Raw genomic sequence first — 18,243 nt, forward strand, 5'->3', positions numbered from 1 at the left:
GTTTAGCCCGTGCCTTTTTAGCCCCCAGCAAAGCCGGTAGATCGGGGGGCTGACTGTTCGGCGCCGTGCGCACCGGCATTGCTGGGGCGGCCTGCGCGGTTCAACTCCCCTGTAGCGACAGTCAGGACAATCTGCAAAACCGTGACAAGCAGGCGCGGTGGGCCAAGCTCAACGAGCTGGCCCAGGGGTCGATTCCCGACCATTTTTTTTCGAGGGTCGACCTCAGCGATCGCGAGGCCCAGGTTTTGAACAACAGATTGGCGGTCGCCAAGGGCGGGGCAACCGCACAGAGCCGCAAAGAACACAGTCGGTGCAATTAACGCAGCACACTCAACACGGCCTCCAAAAACCGCGCTGGGTTTTCCAAATGTGGGTAATGCCCCAAGCCGACCAAACGCACAGTGGGGTGCCCGGGCACCAATTCTTCAAAGCGGTCCACCATGTGACCACCAGAGATGGGGTCTTCAACACCATCCACCACCGCCAAAGGGCACTTGGCCTGTTGCAAGGCGGACACCCAGCGACTGCGATTGTCCCGGCGTTCCTGCATGTAACGAATCAATTGGTGGAAGCGGCGGTTGCCACCATTGAAGGTCATTTGTTCCCAGGCATCATCAATGTCCTGCTCTTTCAGTGCCGGTGAACACACATTGCGCAAGCTCTCGCGAAACTTCCCTTTGCTGGTGAAACGCGACAACAACGGCCCCAGCGGGCTGAGCAACAGCCGCTGAATCAGCAATGGGCGATGTGTTTCCGGAAACAATCCGCCGTTGAGCAACACCAACTGCCGAATCTCAAAGCTCAGGCGACCTTCATTGTGGCGGGCCAGCAACTCTTGCCCTACCGTGTCGCCCACATCATGGGTTAACAGCGTGGCTTGACGCAAACCCAGACTGGCCATGAGAGCCTCGGCAATGTCAGCCTGTTGAAAAATGCTGTATTGCCAGTCCGCTGGCTTGTCTGAACAGCCGTAACCCAGCATGTCAAACGCCAGCAAGCGGTAATGCGCGGCCAGCGGTGACCAAACCGGTTGGAAATCGACACTGGAGGTTGGAAACCCGTGGACCATCAACAACACGGGTTTGGTCGATGCGATGGAATCCTGAGTGGCCGAGTCTTGATAGAAAATGGAAAACTCACGCCAGGACAATCTCTTCCCCGTGGTTCGCCAGTCTTGTAAAGTCATGTACGGGGTCTCCATTGGGGGAAAATGAGAATGACCTGCCAGGGCTTCTATGCCTAGCTGAGCACCACCATGTTGTCGCGATGTATCAGTTCGGGCTCATCCAAATAACCCAAAATGGACTCTATCGCGCTGGTGGGCTGCTTGGCAATTTTGTTGACCTCGGCGGCCGAGTAGTTGACCAAACCACGGGCCACTTCCTCGCCTTCAGGGCTAAGGCAAGCCACCACATCCCCCCGCTGAAACTGGCCTTGAGCACCCGTTACCCCGATGGGCAGCAAGCTGCCTTTTTTGGCACGCAGAGCCACTGCGGCCCCGGCGTCTAGCAACACCGCGCCTTTCATTTTAAGATGGTCGGCCATCCATTGCTTGCGGGCAGCCAGGCGGCCCATGGGGGCTTTCAGGAATGTGCCCACGCTCTCGCCCTGCATCAGCCGAACGAGCACATCAGGCTCACGCCCGCTGGCAATCACGGTGGCTGCACCACTGCGCGCGGCACGTTTGGCAGCCAGTATCTTGGTAATCATGCCGCCGGTGCCCACACTGCTGCCAGCTCCACCAGCCATTTTTTCAAGCTCGGGGTTACCAGCGGTGTCTTCGTGAATGAATCGGGCATTCGGATTCTTCCGAGGATCAGAATCAAACAGGCCCACCTGGTCGGTCAAAATGACTAGGGCGTCGGCTTCAACCAGGTTGGTGACCAATGCGCCCAGGGTGTCGTTATCACCAAAGCGGATTTCATCAGTCACAACCGTGTCGTTTTCATTGATGATCGGCACCACCTTGTGGTGCATGAGTGTGGTCAGCGTGCTCCGTGCGTTCAGGTAGCGCTCGCGGTCCGCCAGGTCAGCATGGGTTAACAGCACCTGCGCACAGGTCATGCCATGCGCTGCAAAACCAATTTCATAGGCATGCACCAAACCCATTTGACCGACGGCGGCCGCGGCCTGCAGTTCATTGATTTCCTTGGGGCGCTTGGCCCAACCCAGCCGCTTCAGTCCCTCTGCGATGGCCCCGGAAGAGACCAACACCACCTCACAGCCCTGCGCAGTGAGCGTGGCAATTTGCGATGCCCAGGCATGAATGGACGCCATGTGCACACCCTGCCCGCCATTGGTGACCAGGGAGCTGCCCACCTTGATCACCAGGCGTTTTCCGTTCAATGCTTTGCTGCTGTTGTGTTGGCCAATGTGCGCAGTCATGGACACATCAATCCTCTGCATTCGGGTCTTGAAGGTGTACAGGCACGCCGTTGTTTGCAGTGCCCTCGCGGAAGCGAACATCCACCTCCGGTGGGTGCTCAATGTTCATTTGATGCACCAGCTGCTCGTACACAGCGCGCATCAGGTTTTGGGTGTTTTCGCCAGTGAGGCTGGAAATGGCGTGCACAGCGCCTGTCCAGCCTGTGGCCTTTTTGTAACGCGTCACAAAGTCGTCGATTTTCGCTTTGCGTTCGTCGTCCGCAATCATGTCAATTTTGTTCAGCACCAGCCAGCGCGGCTTGGCATGTAAGGCTGGGTCGTATTTGCGCAGTTCTTCCACAATGGCCACCGCTTCACGCACAGGGTCGACTGCTTCATCAAACGGCGCCAAGTCCACCAGGTGCAACAACACGCGGGTGCGGGACAGATGTTTCAAAAACTGATGACCCAGACCAGCCCCTTCAGCGGCACCTTCAATCAGGCCGGGTACATCGGCAATCACGAAGCTTTGCGCGTGACCAATTCGGACCACACCCAGGTTGGGGTGCAAGGTGGTGAACGGGTAATCTGCGATTTTGGGCCGAGCATTGGACACGGCCGCAATCAACGTGGACTTTCCAGCATTGGGCATGCCCAACAGGCCCACATCCGCCAGCACTTTCAATTCCAGTTGCAAACGGCACAACTCGCCATCCTTGCCTTTGGTAAATTGGCGAGGGGCCCGGTTGGTACTGCTTTTGAAGTGGATATTGCCCAGGCCGCCGTCACCGCCTTTGGCCAGCAATACACGCTGCCCATGCTCGGTGAGGTCGGCCACAACCAGGCCAGTGTCGGCGTTGATCACGGTGGTGCCCACGGGCATTTTCAAAATGATGTCGTCAGCAGCAGCACCGTAGCAGTCAGCACCCCGGCCGTTTTCGCCGTTTTTTGCGCGGTATTGCTTGGAATAGCGGTAGTCAATCAGGGTGTTCAGGTTGCGGTCAGCCTCGGCAAAAATGCTGCCACCCTTGCCGCCATCGCCACCATCAGGCCCACCTTTGGGAATGAATTTTTCACGACGAAAGCTGCCAGAGCCGTTGCCGCCTTTGCCTGCAAACACTTCAATGGTTGCTTCGTCGATAAATTTCATGATGTTCTGCTTTGGAATGAAAATAGCCCTGCAGGGCAGGGCTATTGAAATGTAGCACAGCGCAGGGCCCCTTTGAGACTGAACTGGGGCCCGGCATACTCGCCTTTGCGCCGGGCATCACAAGGGGTATTAACCCTCGCTGGCAACCACACTCACGGTTTTGCGACGCAGTGCGCCTTTCACCGAAAATTGCACCTGACCATCGGTCAGGGCGAACAAGGTGTGGTCTTTGCCCATGCCGACGTTGTCGCCAGCGTGGAAACGTGTACCGCGCTGGCGAATAATGATGCCGCCCGCGTTGATAGCCTGACCGCCGAACACTTTCACGCCCAGTCGTTTGGCTTCTGAATCACGTCCGTTTCGCGTAGAGCCGCCGCCTTTCTTACTTGCCATGGTTCATTCTCCTGCGTTCAGGCGTTGATGGCCTGGATCTGGATTTGGGTGTAGTTCTGGCGATGGCCTTGACGCTTTTGATAGTGCTTGCGACGACGCATCTTGAAGATCTTCACTTTGTCGTGACGACCGTGTGCCAATACAACAGCCTTGACCGAAGCCCCTTGAACCAGTGGTGTACCCACCTTTACGGTGTCGCCGCTACCAACAGCCAACACTTCGTCCAGAGAGATTTCTTGGCCAATGTCTGCAGGTATCTGTTCTACTTTCAATTTTTCGCCAGCAGCAACTTTGTATTGCTTGCCGCCGGTTTTTATGACCGCGTACATAGTTGACCTCAAATGGGAATTTTCAATTGCTTCACGCTGTTAGGGCACACCGTAATAGCCAGGCGCACCACTTTCAACATGGAGAGCCGCATATTATCGCCCAAAAAATGAGCAATGTCAAAGGCTTGGGCATGCCAAATTGTAAGAACTCCGGGAAAGCCCCGGAAACAAAGCAGACACCCCGACCGCAAATTTGCAAAAACCCTCAAGTACAATAGCGCTTGCCGATTCGACCTGCAGGGGCTTGGCGCCCTGGCGGCCAGACAAACCTCCGTTGACATCCAGGACCATGACTTCAGAAACATTGAGTGTAAAAAGCGTACTGTTGCCCATTGCAGGCGACATGGAAGCGCTTGACCAGGTGATTCGCACCAGTCTGCACTCCGAAGTCAGCCTGATTAACCAGATCAGCGATTACATCATCGGCGCTGGCGGCAAACGCCTGCGCCCGGCCCTGCTCATGCTGATGGCACGTGCCCTGAATGCGGATGCGACACAAATGCGCCATGCCACCGAACTGGCGGCCATTGTGGAATTCATTCACACCGCCACGTTGCTGCACGACGATGTGGTGGATGAATCTGACATGCGGCGCGGGCGGCTGACGGCCAACGCTGAATACGGAAATGCCGCTGCGGTGCTGGTGGGTGACTTTCTGTATTCCCGCTCGTTCCAGATGATGGTCCGAATCGGTCTGATGGAGGTGATGGATGTGCTGTCGGAGGCCACCAACACGATTGCCGAGGGCGAAGTGCTGCAGTTGCTGAACTGCAAGGATCCGGATGTGACGGAAGCCCGGTACATGCAGGTGATCGACTTCAAAACCGCCAAGCTCTTTGAGGCTGCCTGCCGACTGGCAGGCATTGTGACCGGCCAAACAGCCGACACGATTGCTGAGCTGGGCCGTTACGGCACCGAGGTGGGTAGTGCATTCCAGCTGATTGACGATGTGCTGGACTATGCGGGCGACAGCAGTACGTTGGGTAAAAATGTGGGCGACGACTTGCGTGAGGGCAAACCCACCCTGCCGCTCATTCATGCCATGCAGCATGCTGCGCCGCCCATTCAAGACCAGATTCGCCAAGCCATTGAACAGGGGGGCACCCAGAATGTGGCTGACATTCTGGCAGCGATTGAAAGCTCAGGCTCGCTGGATTACACCCGCAACAAGGCCCTGCAATTGGCCCACCAGGCCAAGCTGCGCGTGAACCGTTTGCCAGAATCCAACTTCCGTCAAGCGCTGGTCGACCTGTGCGACGTGGCCGTGGCGCGGAGCAGCTAGACAAACGGCCCCGTTTGCTCAGCCCTCCGCTGTGTCGGGAGGGCTGGTTTGTTTTACACTGGGTCTTTCCAGTTCAATCCCGATCTGTTTTGAGCGAACTTCCCTTTTGGGCGCAAACGGCGCTGCTGGTGGGCCTGCTATTGGGCTCCGGTTTTTTTTCGATTGCTGAAACCAGCATGATGGCCATCAACAAATATCGCCTGAAGGCCATGGCCGAGCAGGGTGTGCGCAGCGCTGTGCTCACTCAAAAGCTGCTCAACCGCACTGACCGGTTGCTGTCCACCCTGCTGTTGAGCAACAACTTGCTGAACACAGCCACCACCGCTGTGGTGACGTCGCTGGCCATTTCCTGGTATGGCAACAATGAGTGGGCATTGTCAATTGCCACAGGCCTTGTGGCCTTTGCCATCATTGTTTTTGCAGAAATTACGCCCAAGGTAATCGGTGCGGCATATCCCAACCAGGTGGCCTTGCCGGCCAGCTACCCGATTGCCTTTTTCATCCGCCTGTTTTCACCCTTTGTATGGCTCATCAACCAATTTGTAGAAGGCATGCTGTCGCGGTTCGGGCTCTCGTCACGGCAAAGCGGTGAAACCAGCCTGAATGTGGATGAATTGCGCTCACTGGTGCTGGAAAGTGGGCATTACCTGCCCCACAAGCAGCGGTCCATTTTGATGAACCTGTTCGAGCTGGAATCCCTCACGGTGGACGATGTCATGACACCACGCACCCGCATGGAGGTCTTGGACTTTGCCAAAGATGAGGAAACACTGGCCCTGGAAATTGCGACAGCCCATCACAACAAAGTCCCGCTGATCGAAGAAGATTGGGCAACCGTGCTGGGCATCTTGCACGTGCGACGCATGTTGGCGCTGTTCCAAAACGGAGAGTTCTCCAAGGAACATCTTCAGAAATTGATTCAACCCGCGTATTTCATTCCCAGTGGCACGCCCGTGAATGTGCAGTTGCAAGCTTTCCAGGAAAACAAGGAACGGATGGGACTGGTGGTGGACGAGTATGGTGAGGTGCTGGGGATGGTCACCCCTGAGGACATTCTGGAGGAGCTGATCGGCGAATTCACCAGCCATGCCCCGGTGAATCAACACCGGGCTGAAACCGACGAGGACGAGCGCGCAGTAACAGTGGACGGCGCAATCGATATCCGTGAGCTGAACCGGAAGTATCACCTGCACCTGCCCACTGACGGGCCGCGCACGCTCAATGGCCTGCTATTGGAACACCTGCAGGATATTCCGGAATCGGGTCTGGGCGTGAAATTGCACAACACGGTGATCGAGATTGTTCAGGTGGCCGACCGCAGTGTGAAAACAGCCAAGGTATTTATTCCCCGGAAAAAACAACCGGGCAGGTGATGGAAGGCCGCGTGGTTTTGATCCACAGTCCATCCATTCAGATAGAGAAACAAACACCTTAGACGACAGGGATACGCATGAGCATCAGCAGTGCAATGGTCAAAAGCTCTGGACTGGTCAGGGCACTGATGGCCCAAGGCCAGCTCGACAGCAACAAACTGGATGAACTGACGCAGCAGGAGGCCACTGGAAAATCCGTGGCCGAGTGGATTGTGAGCCAGGGACTTTGCACACCAGATCTGCTGGCGCGGTCGGTTGCACGGCATTTCGGTTATCCCTGGATGGATTTGAGCCAGTTTGACCCAGCTTTCCTCCTCACCCTGGAACCCGAGTTGAGCCAAGCCAACCGAGGCCTGGAAGCGCTCGTGCTGGCCAAGCGAAATGATGTGATCAGTGTCGCCCTGGCTGATCCGACTGAGCTATCCACCATTCAGCAACTGAAATTCAGAACCCAACTGCAGGTGGAACCAGTTGTGGTCGAATATGACAAACTGTTGCAGTTGATGGGCCAACAGACTGGCCACACAGCCGATGAAGGCCTTTTGATCGAGGTCGGGCTGGACGACGGCAGCCAACCCGAAAGCAGTGATCCAGACGTGGACGATGCGCCCATTGTGCGGTTTGTGCATCGGGTGCTCAATGATGCGCTCAAGAAAGGCGCCTCGGACATCCACTTTGAGCCCTATGAGAAAACCTACCGTGTTCGATTCCGGGTTGACGGTGTGCTGCAGGAAGCCTCCCAACCCCCATTGGCTGCACGAGCCAAAATTGCGGCCCGCATCAAGATCATGAGCGGGCTCAACACCACCGAAACCCGCGTGCCACAAGATGGGCGCATTCGCCTGACCCTGGGTGCAGATGAACGCAAAGTCGATTTTCGGGTCAGCACACTGCCGACCCTCTTCGGTGAAAAAATTGTCATGCGTTTGCTGGACTCGACAAAGTCGGTGGTTCGCATGGATCAACTGGGTTTGGACCTCCAACAGCAACAGGCTGTTGAAGCGGCACTGGCCAAGCCGCACGGCATGATTCTGGTCACAGGCCCGACAGGCAGCGGCAAGACCGTGTCGCTTTACACTTTTTTAAACCTGTTGAACGATGACACCGTGAATATCAGCACTGTGGAGGATCCGGCAGAAATCAACCTGGCGGGTATTAACCAGGTGAACATCAACGAGCGAATCGGATTGAGTTTTGCAAAAGCTTTGCGGGCCATGTTGCGGCAAGATCCAGACGTCATCATGGTGGGCGAAATTCGCGACCTTGAAACGGCGGATATCTCCATCAAGGCCTCTCAAACTGGCCACAAGGTGTTGTCGACCCTTCACACCAATGACGCAGCATCGACCATTGTGCGCCTGAAGAACATGGGCGTTGAAACCTACAACATTGCCTCATCCCTGAACCTGGTGATTGCCCAGCGCCTGGTTCGTAAACTGTGTGCTTGTAAAGCGCCCCATCCTGATGGCCTGCGCAGCCTGGTCAACAGCGGCTTGCTGGCAGAGGTCCCCCATGCGGATTGGACACCCTTCTGTGCGGTTGGCTGTGACAGCTGTAATGGCACAGGATATCTGGGTCGAACAGGGATTCATGAGGTAATGCCCATCACCGAAGCCCTTCAGGATTTGATCATCCAAGGTGCATCAGCACTGGCCCTGGAAAAGCAGGCCCGCGCCGACGGAGTCAAAAGCATGCGGGAATCGGGGCTGGACAAAATTCGTCAAGGCATTACCACCATTGAAGAAATCCTGAGCGCCACCAAAGAGGAATAGCCACCCCCACACCACAGCGAGGTCTGATTCATGAGTGCACAACCCAAAACACCCTCTGCCTCCAAAGACCTCGTGTTCATGTGGACTGAAAAGAATCCAGGTGCCAAGCCCGGCAAGCGGCGCAGCGGCGAAGTTCGAGCCAAGTCTGAACAACATGCCCTCTTTCAGCTGAGCAAACAGGGCATTCACCATGTTCAACTCAGTCGTCCGAAAACGCAGCGGCCTGGTCGTATCTCGCCCGTGGTTGTCAGCGGGTTCGTTCGACAATTGGCCATCATGATTCAATCCGCAGTCCCCTTGGCTCAAGCCTTAAGCCTCATCGCCGGGGGCATGACCACACGTGCGAAACGCAACATGCTGGAGGTGGTGCGCAACATTCGAACCGACGTGGAAAGCGGCCAACGACTCAGCGACGCCATGCGGAAACACCCACGGTGCTTCGATGCGCTGTTTTGCAACACGCTGGCTGCAGGTGAACACGCGGGCGAACTGGACACCACGCTGGAACGGCTGGCCAGCCACATGGAAAAGAGCCTTCGAATCCGCCAAAAACTGCGAAAAGCCATGGTGTACCCGGGCATCGTGATTGTGGTGGCGGTGCTGGTGTCGGTGGGCATGCTGATGTTTGTGTTGCCCACATTCAAAACCGTTTATGCGCAATTCAACGCGGAACTGCCCGCACTCACCAAAGGCCTGCTGGGCGCATCCGACCTCTTGATTGACCATGGCCTTCTGGTCTTGGGTGCATTCGTGATTGCGGTGATTGCACTGCTAAAAGGCTATCGGCGAAGTCAGACATTCCGGGACGCCTGCGACAAGCTGCTGCTGAAACTGCCCGTGTTTGGCGAGCTGATTCGTACCGCGGTGCACGCACGCTGGATGCGAACATTCTCGACCCTCAGCGCCTCGGGCGTACCGATCATGGCAGCGCTGGAATCAGTCGCACAAGTGGCCCGTATCCGCGTTTATGAGGAAGCCACCATGATGATTCGTCATGGAGTGGCCACCGGTGCACGGGTTTCAGAGGGCATGGAGGACGCTGCCATCTTCCCACCCGACACCGTGCAAATGATTCGGATCGGTGAGGAATCGGGGCGCTTGGACCAAATGCTGGAACGGCTGGCCAACCAGTTTGAGGTGAAACTGGATGACCAAGTTGATACACTGTCGACCATCATGGAACCCATGATCATGTGTGTGATCGGCGGCCTGGTGGGTGTGCTGATTGTCGGCATGTACCTGCCGATATTCAAGATTGGAGGTGTGGTTTGATTGATTGGTCTGCGCTGACCCAAACCCAGTGGTGGGTGATCAGCGCGCTTCTGGGTTTGTGCATCGGTTCATTTCTCAATGTGGTGGCCTACCGGATGCCCATCATGATGGAACGGGCATGGGACCGGGAAATGGCCGAAATTCAGGGTCGTGAACCTGATCATCACCCACGCTTCAATTTGCTCTGGCCACCGTCTCACTGCACAGCTTGCAAAAAACCATTGAAGCCCTGGCACAACATCCCGGTATTGTCTTTTCTGCTGCTGAAGGGGCGCTGCGGGCATTGTAGATCAGCCATTGGATGGCGCTACCCATTGGTGGAACTGAGTTGCGCGGCTCTGTTTGCAGGTGTGGCATTGATTCACCCAGCAGGCTGGCTCGCACTGGCGCTGATGGGTTTTGCAGCCACGCTGCTGGTGCTCGCACTGATCGATCTGGACACCTACCTGCTGCCCGATGACCTCACCCTGCCGCTGCTGTGGGCTGGATTGCTGTTTAACCTCGCCGGGGGCTTGGTACCTTTGAGTCAGGCGGTGATGGGTGCGATGCTGGGTTACGGTCTGCTGTGGCTTGTTTATCACGGCTTTAAGTTGGCCACCGGGAAGGAAGGCATGGGCTACGGTGACTTCAAACTGCTGGCGGCCGTGGGTGCCTGGCTCGGCGTGATGTCGGTCTTTACGGTGCTGCTGTTTGCCTCGGTGTTCGGTATTGTGTTTGGCTTGGCCATCCAGAAACTACGCGGCAAGCGCAGTCATGAAGCCTTTCCATTTGGCCCCTGCCTGGTGGCCGGTGCACTGGCCTGGCTGGCAGGCCTGAACCTGCTGAACTGGTTTTGAGTACCCCGTCCATGCAGATGAAAAAACCACAACAGGTACTGACGATTGGTTTAACAGGGGGAATCGGCTCAGGGAAAACCACCGTGTCGAACCGCTTGGCCCACCTGGGTGCCCACGTGGTGGACGCCGATGAAGTGGCCCATAAAATCACAGGGGCCGGTGGCATTGCCATGCCCGCCATAGAAGCGGCGTTCGGCCAGGCGGCCGTGCGGCCAGATGGTGCGATGAACCGGGATTACATCCGGACACTGGCCTTTGACGAACCAGCCACACGGCAGGTCCTGGAACAGATCCTGCACCCGCTCATCCGACAAACCATTGAACAAGCGCTACACCGGGTCACGGCGCCCTATTGTGTGCTGGTCATTCCCCTGCTGTTTGAAAAAGGCGGTTGGCGAGAAGTGATGGACGCCGTGGTGGTGGTGGACTGCCCCGTGGAGTTACAAATCGCGCGGGTCAAAAAACGCAATGGATGGCCCGAGGCACAAATTCATGCAGTGATTGAAGCACAAGCCACACGCGCCACGCGTTTGGCCGGTGCGGACTTTGTGGTCGAAAACCACGGTGATGAAGCCGATTTGCTTGCCCAAGTCGATGAATTGCATAAAAAACTCATAAAAATTCAAGCAAAATGACCACAACATTTGCAAGAAAACCACAGGTGGTCCACAATCACGGTTGAAGATTCACCTTTCATTTGCGACAAGTCGGTGACCCAAGTACTAGACGGACCCCACACCACAGCGCCAGTCAGTCAACTGACCCGATACGAGTTTCCGCTCAATGAGCGCATTCGTACGCTGCTGCGCCTGGAGGATTTGTTCAGCAAATTTAATTTTTTTGTGTCGCAGGACCACCGCCTGGATCACCACACAGCGCTGTTGACCCTGTTTGAGATCATTGAGGTGGGCTCACGCGCTGACCTCAAGAGTGACCTGCTTCAAGAACTGGATCGCCAGAGAACCACCCTCTCCCAATTCCGAAACCACCCCAATGTCGACCGCGATGCGCTGGAAGAAACCTTGGGTGGTATTGACTGGGCGGTTGGGGAATTGAACCAGTTCAACGGTCGGCTGGGATACCACCTGCGCGACAACGAATTCCTCATGATTATCCGAAGCCGTTGCAGCATTCCAGGTGGCGTGTGTGAATTCGACTTGCCCGGCTACCACCGCTGGCAATCTCGCCCTGCATCGGCACGGCGTACTGATATTCAAGCCTGGTTTGATCCCATGCGCCCCTTGGCCAAAGCGGTTGAATTGGTGTTGAAAATTCTGCGCGACAGCGGAGAAATGACACTGGCGGTTGCTGAACAAGGTAGCTTTACCCAGCAAATGAGTGGCAAAACCTACCAGCTGCTGACCATTGACCTGCCATCCGAACTCGAAGTGGTTCCTGAATTCAGTGCCAATAAGTACATGCTGTGGGTGCGTTTCAATGTACCCAACGCCAACGGCGTGAGCAAAAACAATCCATACCTCGATCCGGTCGAATTCCGGATCCGGCTCTGCTCGCTTTAATCGAACTGCCGCATCATGGCAATGCCGTGGGCACCATGGGCACAGGCTTCGTGCAGGTCAGCCCTGGATAATCCGCCAATTGCAAACACAGGCAATCTGGCCGGCTCAGTCATCGCCTCAAAACCGGTCCAGCCCAGCCCCTCTTGACCAGGGTGTGATGGTGTCTCTTTTACCGCACCCACCACGGCATACCGCAAACCCAAAGCATGGGCTTTGCTCAATGAAGCCTCGGAATGTGCAGACGCACCCCATACCGCCAATCCTGAGGAGGGGGGTGCCTGCATCTCCAACAGGTGCTGCTCAGTGAGATGCACGGGATAGGCCGCCACGGTGCCTGCATCCAGCAAACCATCCGCTGCTGCAGCCAACAAGGCTTGCCGGGTGGCTGAATTGATCAGCAAAGTGCCATGTTTAAAAGGCTCGACCACTCGCCGGGCTTGCTCAAAGGCCTTCACCAACGCCCCACCACGGAGGCCCGGCTCACGAAATTGCACATAGACCGGCTCGGCAACGGCGGACAACCCTTGCTGTAAGCGTTGGCTGCAGGCATCGAAATCGGCGTGAAAATCACTGAGTGCCATGAGGCGTGGTTGGGCCAACACCGGCAGCAAGGGGGCTGTGGCTGGCAAGATGGGAGAGAAGTTGGGATCATTCAAATTGGCCCAGGCAAACTGCTGACCTTCCAGTGATTTGGGTTCACCACGGTGTGTCCACACCCGGTACAAATGCAGTCGAACATGGGCATGCTCATAGTCATGCTCGACGATGAACCAGCGGGCGCCGGCCAAACACTCGATGTCCAGCTCCTCACGCAGCTCACGCACCAAGGCCTGCCATACCGTTTCCCCAGCCTCCACCTTACCGCCCGGAAACTCCCAGTAACCCGCGTAAGGCTTACCTTCCGGCCGGCAGCCCCAAAGCACCTCGCCACGGTGGTTAAACACCACCGCCACAGCCACGTCAATGCGCTTTTTGTCACCCAAGGGTGCAACCATGACAGGCTCAGCCCTTGAGCTTCTTGCTGCCAGCCCAATGCTTGGCGAACTGGTAAGCCAATCTACCACTGCGACCGCCGCGATCGATGGTCCAACGCAGGGCAATCAGGCGCGCCTCGTCATCCAGATGTGCGCCAAAGTGCTCAAGCCACACAGCCACCGCCGCCAAGTATTCATCCTGATTGAATGGATGAAAGGACACCCAAACGCCAAAACGATCGGACAAGGACACCTTTTCTTCAATGCCCTCCCCGGGCCGCACTTCACCGTTGTCGTGCTGGGTGGCGAGGTTGTCCTTCATCATCTGCGGCAGCAGGTGGCGACGGTTGGATGTGGCGTAAATCAATACATTGTTGGAGGTGCCCGCGATGGATCCATCCAAAACGCTTTTCAGCGCCTTGTAGCCAGGTTCACCTTCTTCGAAAGACAGGTCATCGCAAAACACAATGAATTTTTCTGGACGATCGCTGACCAAATCGACCACATCCTGCAGGAACAACAGGTCAGACTTGTCGACCTCAATCAGGCGCAGGCCCTGGGGCGCATAGCGGGTCAACATGGCGCGCACCAGCGAGGATTTTCCGGTGCCCCGCGCGCCCGTCAGCAACACATTGTTGGCCGGCAAACCCTGCACAAATTGGCGGGTATTGGTGTCCACCTTGGACAGTTGGACATCCACATTTTTCAGCACACTGGCATCCAGCGGGCTGACGGTGGTCACCGGCTCCAAACGCAACTGACCGGCCCGATGATGCAAGCGGTAAGCCACCGACGCATCCCAGTCGCTGGGGGCGCGCATGACGCCCTGTTCCAGCGCCTGAGCAATTCGGCTCAGTTGCTCAACCAAGGCTGACAGTTCGGTTTGCTGCATGGTTCAACGGCCTTTAACTGCGATAGTCCGCGTTGATGGACACATAGTCGTGAGAGAAATCGGTGGTCCACACCGTGGTGGAGGCTTGGCCACGACCCAGCTGAACCCGCACGGTAATCTCGGCTTCATTCATGACAGCCTGCCCCTGTGCTTCCTGATAGGCCGGGTGGCGTCCGCCATCGATGGCCACATGCACATCACCCAGGTACAGCTGTATTTTGGTTTGATCGAGATCCTCAATGCCGGCATAACCCACCGCAGCCAGAATACGGCCCAGGTTGGGGTCGGACGCGAAGAATGCGGTTTTCACCAAGGGTGAATGGGCAATCGCGTAGGCCACCTTGGATGCTTCATCCACAGTACCGGCCTGCTCCACGGTGATGGTGATGAATTTGGTCGCGCCTTCGCCATCCCGCACGATGGCCTGCGCCAGCACAATGGCTTGGGCTTTCAGGGCTTCCAACACCGCTTTGGCCTCTGGTTCATCGCCCGTTTGAATGTTGACTGCGGACGACGCACCAGTGGCCACAACGATGAAACTATCGTTGGTTGACGTGTCGCCATCAATGGTAATTCGGTTGAATGACGCATCGGCAATTTCAGTGGTCCAACGGGACAGCACCGCTTGCGCAATCCGGGCGTCGGTGGCCAAGTAACCCAGCATGGTGGCCATGTTGGGGCGGATCATGCCAGCGCCCTTGGACACACCCGTGATGGTGATGGTGCCTGTACCAACCGGCAAGCGGGTGCTGCTGGCCTTGGGCAGGGTGTCTGTGGTCATGATGGCCGTTGCTGCATCCAACCAGCTGGCCTGACCCAAACCAGCCACTGCCTGGTCCACCCCCATCAACAAGCGGTCCATGGGCAGGTTTTCAAGAATCACACCGGTTGAAAACACCAACACCTGCTCCGGCTGAATATTCAGCAAACTGGCCACCTTGGCTGCCGTGGCTTTGGCATCGGCCAAGCCACGCTCACCGGTGCCCGCATTGGCACAACCGGTATTCACCAGCAAGGCTCGAATGCCCTTGTCTGCTTTCAAATGGGCCTGACAAACCTGCACCGGTGCCGCACAAAACCTGTTCTTGGTAAAGACACCCGCGACACTGGCCCCTTCAGCCACGCGCATCACCAACACATCCTTGCGGTTGGGCTTGCGAATGTGGGCCATGGCAAAACCAATGTCCAAACCAGCCACGGGGTGCAGCTGCTCAATGCTGGGTACAGTCAAATTGACAGGCATGGTTCAATGTCCTCTGTTGATCAGTAGAGCTTGCCGTGGCACTGCTTGAATTTCTTTCCAGACCCGCAAGGACAGGGGTCATTGCGGCCCACTTTGTCGCTGACGCGCCGGGGCACGTTTGCCGGCGCAGCGGTTGACTCATCGGCCACCGGTGCCTCTTCCTCACCGGTTGCGGAGGGGTGCTGGTACTGCACGTTTTCGATGTGTGCTGCCTGCTCTTCCAGGGCCTGCTCAACAGCCTCCACCTGCTCTGCTGACTGCACACGCACGGTCAGCAGGGTTTTGGCCACTTCATCGCGCACCCGGTTCAACAAAGCACCAAACAGCTCGAAAGCCTCTCGCTTGTATTCCTGTTTCGGATTTTTCTGCGCATAGCCCCGCAGGTGTATGCCTTGACGCAAATAATCCAGCGCTGCCAAATGCTCCCGCCAGTGGGTGTCAATGCTTTGCAGCAACAGGGACTTCTCAAAACGGCTAAAGCCCTCCTGACCCACCAAGGCCACCTTGGCTGCATAGATGTCATCGGCCATCTGGACAATGCGCTTCAGGAAGTCTTCATCGGACGACTTTGCATCGGCCTCCAACCATTGGCGCACAGGTGCTTCAATCTGATAATCGGTGAGCAGGTCCTGCTCCAAACCTTCCAGATTCCACTGCTCCTCAACCGACTCTTCCGGCACATGCATGCGGAATAGGCCCTCCAACGCACCATGGCGCAAGTTGGTCATGGTCTCGGTGATTTCGCTGGATTCCAAAATTTCATTGCGCTGCGCGTAGATGATTTTTCGCTGCTCGTTGGACACATCATCGTATTCCAGCAATTGCTTGCGGATGTCGAAGTTACGGCCTTCCACTTTGCGCTGCGCCGACTCAATGGAGCGGGACACGATGCCCGCCTCAATGGCCTCACCCTCCGGCAGTTTCAACCGTTCCATGATGGCGCGCACGCGGTCACCGGCAAAAATGCGCAGCAGGTTGTCTTCCATCGACAAATAAAAGCGGGAAGAACCTGGGTCACCCTGTCGGCCGGAACGGCCCCGCAACTGGTTGTCGATTCGACGGCTTTCATGGCGTTCGCAACCGATGATGTGCAAACCGCCCGATGCAAGCACCTGCTCGTTGCGTACCTTCCATTCAGTACGCAGCCTGTCGATGGTGGCGAGCTTGGCCTGCTCGTCCATCTCGGCATTGTTTTCAACCGCCGTGATTTCTCGCTCTAGATTGCCACCCAGCACGATGTCAGTACCACGGCCAGCCATGTTGGTGGCAATGGTGATGGCCTTGGGGCGACCAGCCTGCGCCACAATTTCAGCTTCCCGCTCGTGTTGCTTGGCGTTCAACACATTGTGCGGCAGCTTTTCTTTCTCCAGAAAGCTCGAAATCAGCTCAGAATTCTCAATCGATGTGGTGCCCACCAATACGGGTTGGCCGCGCTCGTAGCAGTCCTTGATATCCAGCAAAATCGCGTTGTACTTTTCGCGAGCGCTTTTGTAAATTTTGTCTTGCGCGTCTTTGCGCTGGACGGGCCGGTGCGTGGGAATAATCACGGTTTCCAGGCCGTAAATGGACTGGAATTCAAATGCTTCCGTGTCGGCCGTACCGGTCATGCCAGACAGCTTTTTGTACATCCGGAAATAGTTCTGGAACGTGATCGAGGCCAGCGTCTGGTTCTCGGGCTGAATGCGCGCACCTTCCTTGGCCTCAACCGCCTGGTGCAGGCCATCTGACCAACGGCGACCTGGCATCAAGCGCCCGGTGAACTCGTCCACAATAATGACTTCGCCCTGCTGCACCACATAGTGCTGGTCTTTGAAAAACAGGTTGTGCGCCCGCAAGGCCGCCATCAAGTGGTGCATCAGGGAAATATTTGCGGCATCGTACAGGCTGGCACCTTCCGCCAGCAGGCCCATCTGCCCGAGGATCTGTTCTGATTTTTCATGGCCGGCTTCGGACAGGTGGATCTGATGGCCTTTTTCATCCACCCAGTAATCGCCCTCTGGCTCCGGTTCTGTGGGCTTGGGCTCTTGGGTCATGCGGGTGAGCATGCCGGGCACGGCATTAAGCTTCAGGTAAAGCTCAGTGTGGTCATCGGCTTGACCAGAAATGATCAGCGGCGTACGCGCCTCATCGATCAAGATGGAGTCCACCTCGTCAACAATGGCATAGTGCAAGCCGCGTTGTACTCGCTCGGCGGTGCCATACACCATGTTGTCGCGCAAGTAGTCAAAGCCGAATTCGTTGTTGGTACCGTAAGTGATATCCGCTGCGTAGGCTGCCTGCTTTTCGTCATGGGGCATGCGTGACAAATTGCACCCCACAGTCAACCCCAGAAACCCGTACAGCTTCCCCATCCATGCGGCGTCGCGTGAGGCCAGGTAATCGTTCACGGTCACCACGTGAACGCCCTTGCCCTCCAACGCATTCAGATAGGCCGGCAATGTGGCCACCAGGGTTTTGCCCTCACCGGTGCGCATTTCGGAAATTTTGCCTTCATGCAGGGCAATACCCCCAATCAGCTGCACATCAAAATGCCGCATGCCATACACGCGTTTGCCGGCTTCGCGAACCACCGCGAATGCTTCTGGCAGCAAGCTGTCCAGCGTGGCCCCTTGGGCCAAACGGTCTTTGAATTCCTGGGTTTTACCCCGCAGCTGCTCATCTGTCAGCGCCGACAGCGCGGGCTCCAGCGCGTTGATTTGGACAACAGCTTTGCGATAGGTTTTCAGCAGGCGGTCGTTGCGACTGCCGAAAATCTTCTTCAGGGTTTCAATCATGATGGTGGTGGCCAATTCGCCCATGTTGGGCGGTGAAGCATAAAACCAATTGGCAGGGGCAAGCCCAAG

General features: G+C 56.6%; 17 protein-coding genes. 8 read left to right on the plus strand and 9 right to left on the minus strand.

Features of this window, described 5'->3' with window-relative positions; translation table 11 throughout:
- Positions 1 to 65: 65 nt before the first annotated feature.
- Positions 66 to 320 carry a hypothetical protein gene (locus NQT62_RS11430; RefSeq protein ID WP_256764834.1) on the plus strand — a complete coding sequence of 85 codons (255 nt, stop codon included), beginning with the start codon at positions 66 to 68 and terminating at the stop codon, positions 318 to 320.
- Here the strand turns inward: NQT62_RS11430 and NQT62_RS11435 are convergent.
- From NQT62_RS11435 to rplU, 5 genes are all read right to left on the minus strand, one after another.
- Entirely contained in the window at positions 317 to 1,186 is an 870-nt protein-coding gene (locus NQT62_RS11435; protein ID WP_256764835.1) for an alpha/beta fold hydrolase, read from the minus strand. The genes NQT62_RS11430 and NQT62_RS11435 overlap by 4 nt on opposite strands.
- A 53-nt stretch (positions 1,187 to 1,239) precedes the next feature.
- Entirely contained in the window at positions 1,240 to 2,385 is a 1,146-nt protein-coding gene (gene proB / locus NQT62_RS11440) for a glutamate 5-kinase (protein WP_256764836.1), read from the minus strand.
- A 7-nt stretch (positions 2,386 to 2,392) separates the two neighbouring features.
- Entirely contained in the window at positions 2,393 to 3,514 is a 1,122-nt protein-coding gene (cgtA, locus tag NQT62_RS11445; RefSeq protein ID WP_256764837.1) for an Obg family GTPase CgtA, read from the minus strand.
- Between the two features lie 129 nt (positions 3,515 to 3,643).
- Complete coding sequence (gene rpmA, locus NQT62_RS11450) at positions 3,644 to 3,907, minus strand: 50S ribosomal protein L27 (RefSeq protein ID WP_256764838.1); 264 nt, start codon at positions 3,905 to 3,907, stop codon at positions 3,644 to 3,646.
- Between the two features lie 17 nt (positions 3,908 to 3,924).
- Positions 3,925 to 4,236 carry a 50S ribosomal protein L21 gene (rplU, locus tag NQT62_RS11455; RefSeq protein ID WP_256764839.1) on the minus strand — a complete coding sequence of 104 codons (312 nt, stop codon included), beginning with the start codon at positions 4,234 to 4,236 and terminating at the stop codon, positions 3,925 to 3,927.
- Between the two features lie 289 nt (positions 4,237 to 4,525).
- Here rplU and NQT62_RS11460 point away from each other — a divergent pair, with 289 nt between their 5' ends.
- The 7 genes from NQT62_RS11460 to zapD all read left to right on the plus strand — a co-directional run bounded on the left by NQT62_RS11460 (position 4,526) and on the right by zapD (position 12,291).
- Positions 4,526 to 5,518 (plus strand): polyprenyl synthetase family protein, encoded by a 993-nt coding sequence (locus NQT62_RS11460; RefSeq protein WP_256764840.1) that lies wholly within the window; start codon positions 4,526 to 4,528, stop codon positions 5,516 to 5,518.
- 89 nt (positions 5,519 to 5,607) lie between these two features.
- Positions 5,608 to 6,891: an HlyC/CorC family transporter gene (locus tag NQT62_RS11465; RefSeq protein ID WP_256764841.1), complete on the plus strand. Its 1,284-nt coding sequence runs from the start codon at positions 5,608 to 5,610 to the stop codon at positions 6,889 to 6,891.
- Positions 6,892 to 6,968: 77 nt separating this feature from the next.
- The gene (pilB, locus tag NQT62_RS11470; protein ID WP_256764842.1) at positions 6,969 to 8,663 is read left to right on the plus strand and encodes a type IV-A pilus assembly ATPase PilB; all 1,695 of its coding nucleotides are present in this window, start codon (positions 6,969 to 6,971) and stop codon (positions 8,661 to 8,663) included.
- Between the two features lie 30 nt (positions 8,664 to 8,693).
- Positions 8,694 to 9,935 (plus strand): type II secretion system F family protein, encoded by a 1,242-nt coding sequence (locus NQT62_RS11475; RefSeq protein WP_256764844.1) that lies wholly within the window; start codon positions 8,694 to 8,696, stop codon positions 9,933 to 9,935.
- Positions 9,932 to 10,771: a prepilin peptidase gene (locus tag NQT62_RS11480; protein WP_256764845.1), complete on the plus strand. Its 840-nt coding sequence runs from the start codon at positions 9,932 to 9,934 to the stop codon at positions 10,769 to 10,771. The genes NQT62_RS11475 and NQT62_RS11480 overlap by 4 nt, the downstream gene beginning before the upstream one ends.
- An 11-nt stretch (positions 10,772 to 10,782) precedes the next feature.
- Positions 10,783 to 11,406 carry a dephospho-CoA kinase gene (coaE, locus tag NQT62_RS11485; RefSeq protein ID WP_256764846.1) on the plus strand — a complete coding sequence of 208 codons (624 nt, stop codon included), beginning with the start codon at positions 10,783 to 10,785 and terminating at the stop codon, positions 11,404 to 11,406.
- 123 nt (positions 11,407 to 11,529) lie between these two features.
- On the plus strand, positions 11,530 to 12,291 hold the full coding sequence (zapD, locus tag NQT62_RS11490) for a cell division protein ZapD (RefSeq protein ID WP_306173651.1): 762 nt from the start codon (positions 11,530 to 11,532) through the stop codon (positions 12,289 to 12,291).
- Here the strand turns inward: zapD and NQT62_RS11495 are convergent.
- From NQT62_RS11495 to secA, 4 genes are read right to left on the minus strand one after another with little or no spacing between them, the layout of a single operon-like run.
- Positions 12,288 to 13,286, minus strand: coding sequence for a Nudix family hydrolase (locus NQT62_RS11495; protein ID WP_256764848.1), 999 nt, complete (start codon positions 13,284 to 13,286; stop codon positions 12,288 to 12,290). The genes zapD and NQT62_RS11495 overlap by 4 nt on opposite strands.
- Positions 13,287 to 13,293: 7 nt before the next feature.
- Positions 13,294 to 14,157 (minus strand): ATP-binding protein, encoded by an 864-nt coding sequence (locus tag NQT62_RS11500; protein ID WP_256764849.1) that lies wholly within the window; start codon positions 14,155 to 14,157, stop codon positions 13,294 to 13,296.
- A gap of 13 nt (positions 14,158 to 14,170) precedes the next feature.
- Positions 14,171 to 15,400, minus strand: coding sequence for a bifunctional glutamate N-acetyltransferase/amino-acid acetyltransferase ArgJ (argJ, locus tag NQT62_RS11505; RefSeq protein WP_256764850.1), 1,230 nt, complete (start codon positions 15,398 to 15,400; stop codon positions 14,171 to 14,173).
- Between the two features lie 20 nt (positions 15,401 to 15,420).
- Positions 15,421 to 18,174: a preprotein translocase subunit SecA gene (gene secA / locus NQT62_RS11510; RefSeq protein WP_256764891.1), complete on the minus strand. Its 2,754-nt coding sequence runs from the start codon at positions 18,172 to 18,174 to the stop codon at positions 15,421 to 15,423.
- Positions 18,175 to 18,243: the final 69 nt, after the last annotated feature.

The organism is Limnobacter humi (genome assembly GCF_024518835.1).
Taxonomy (GTDB): domain Bacteria; phylum Pseudomonadota; class Gammaproteobacteria; order Burkholderiales; family Burkholderiaceae_B; genus Limnobacter; species Limnobacter humi.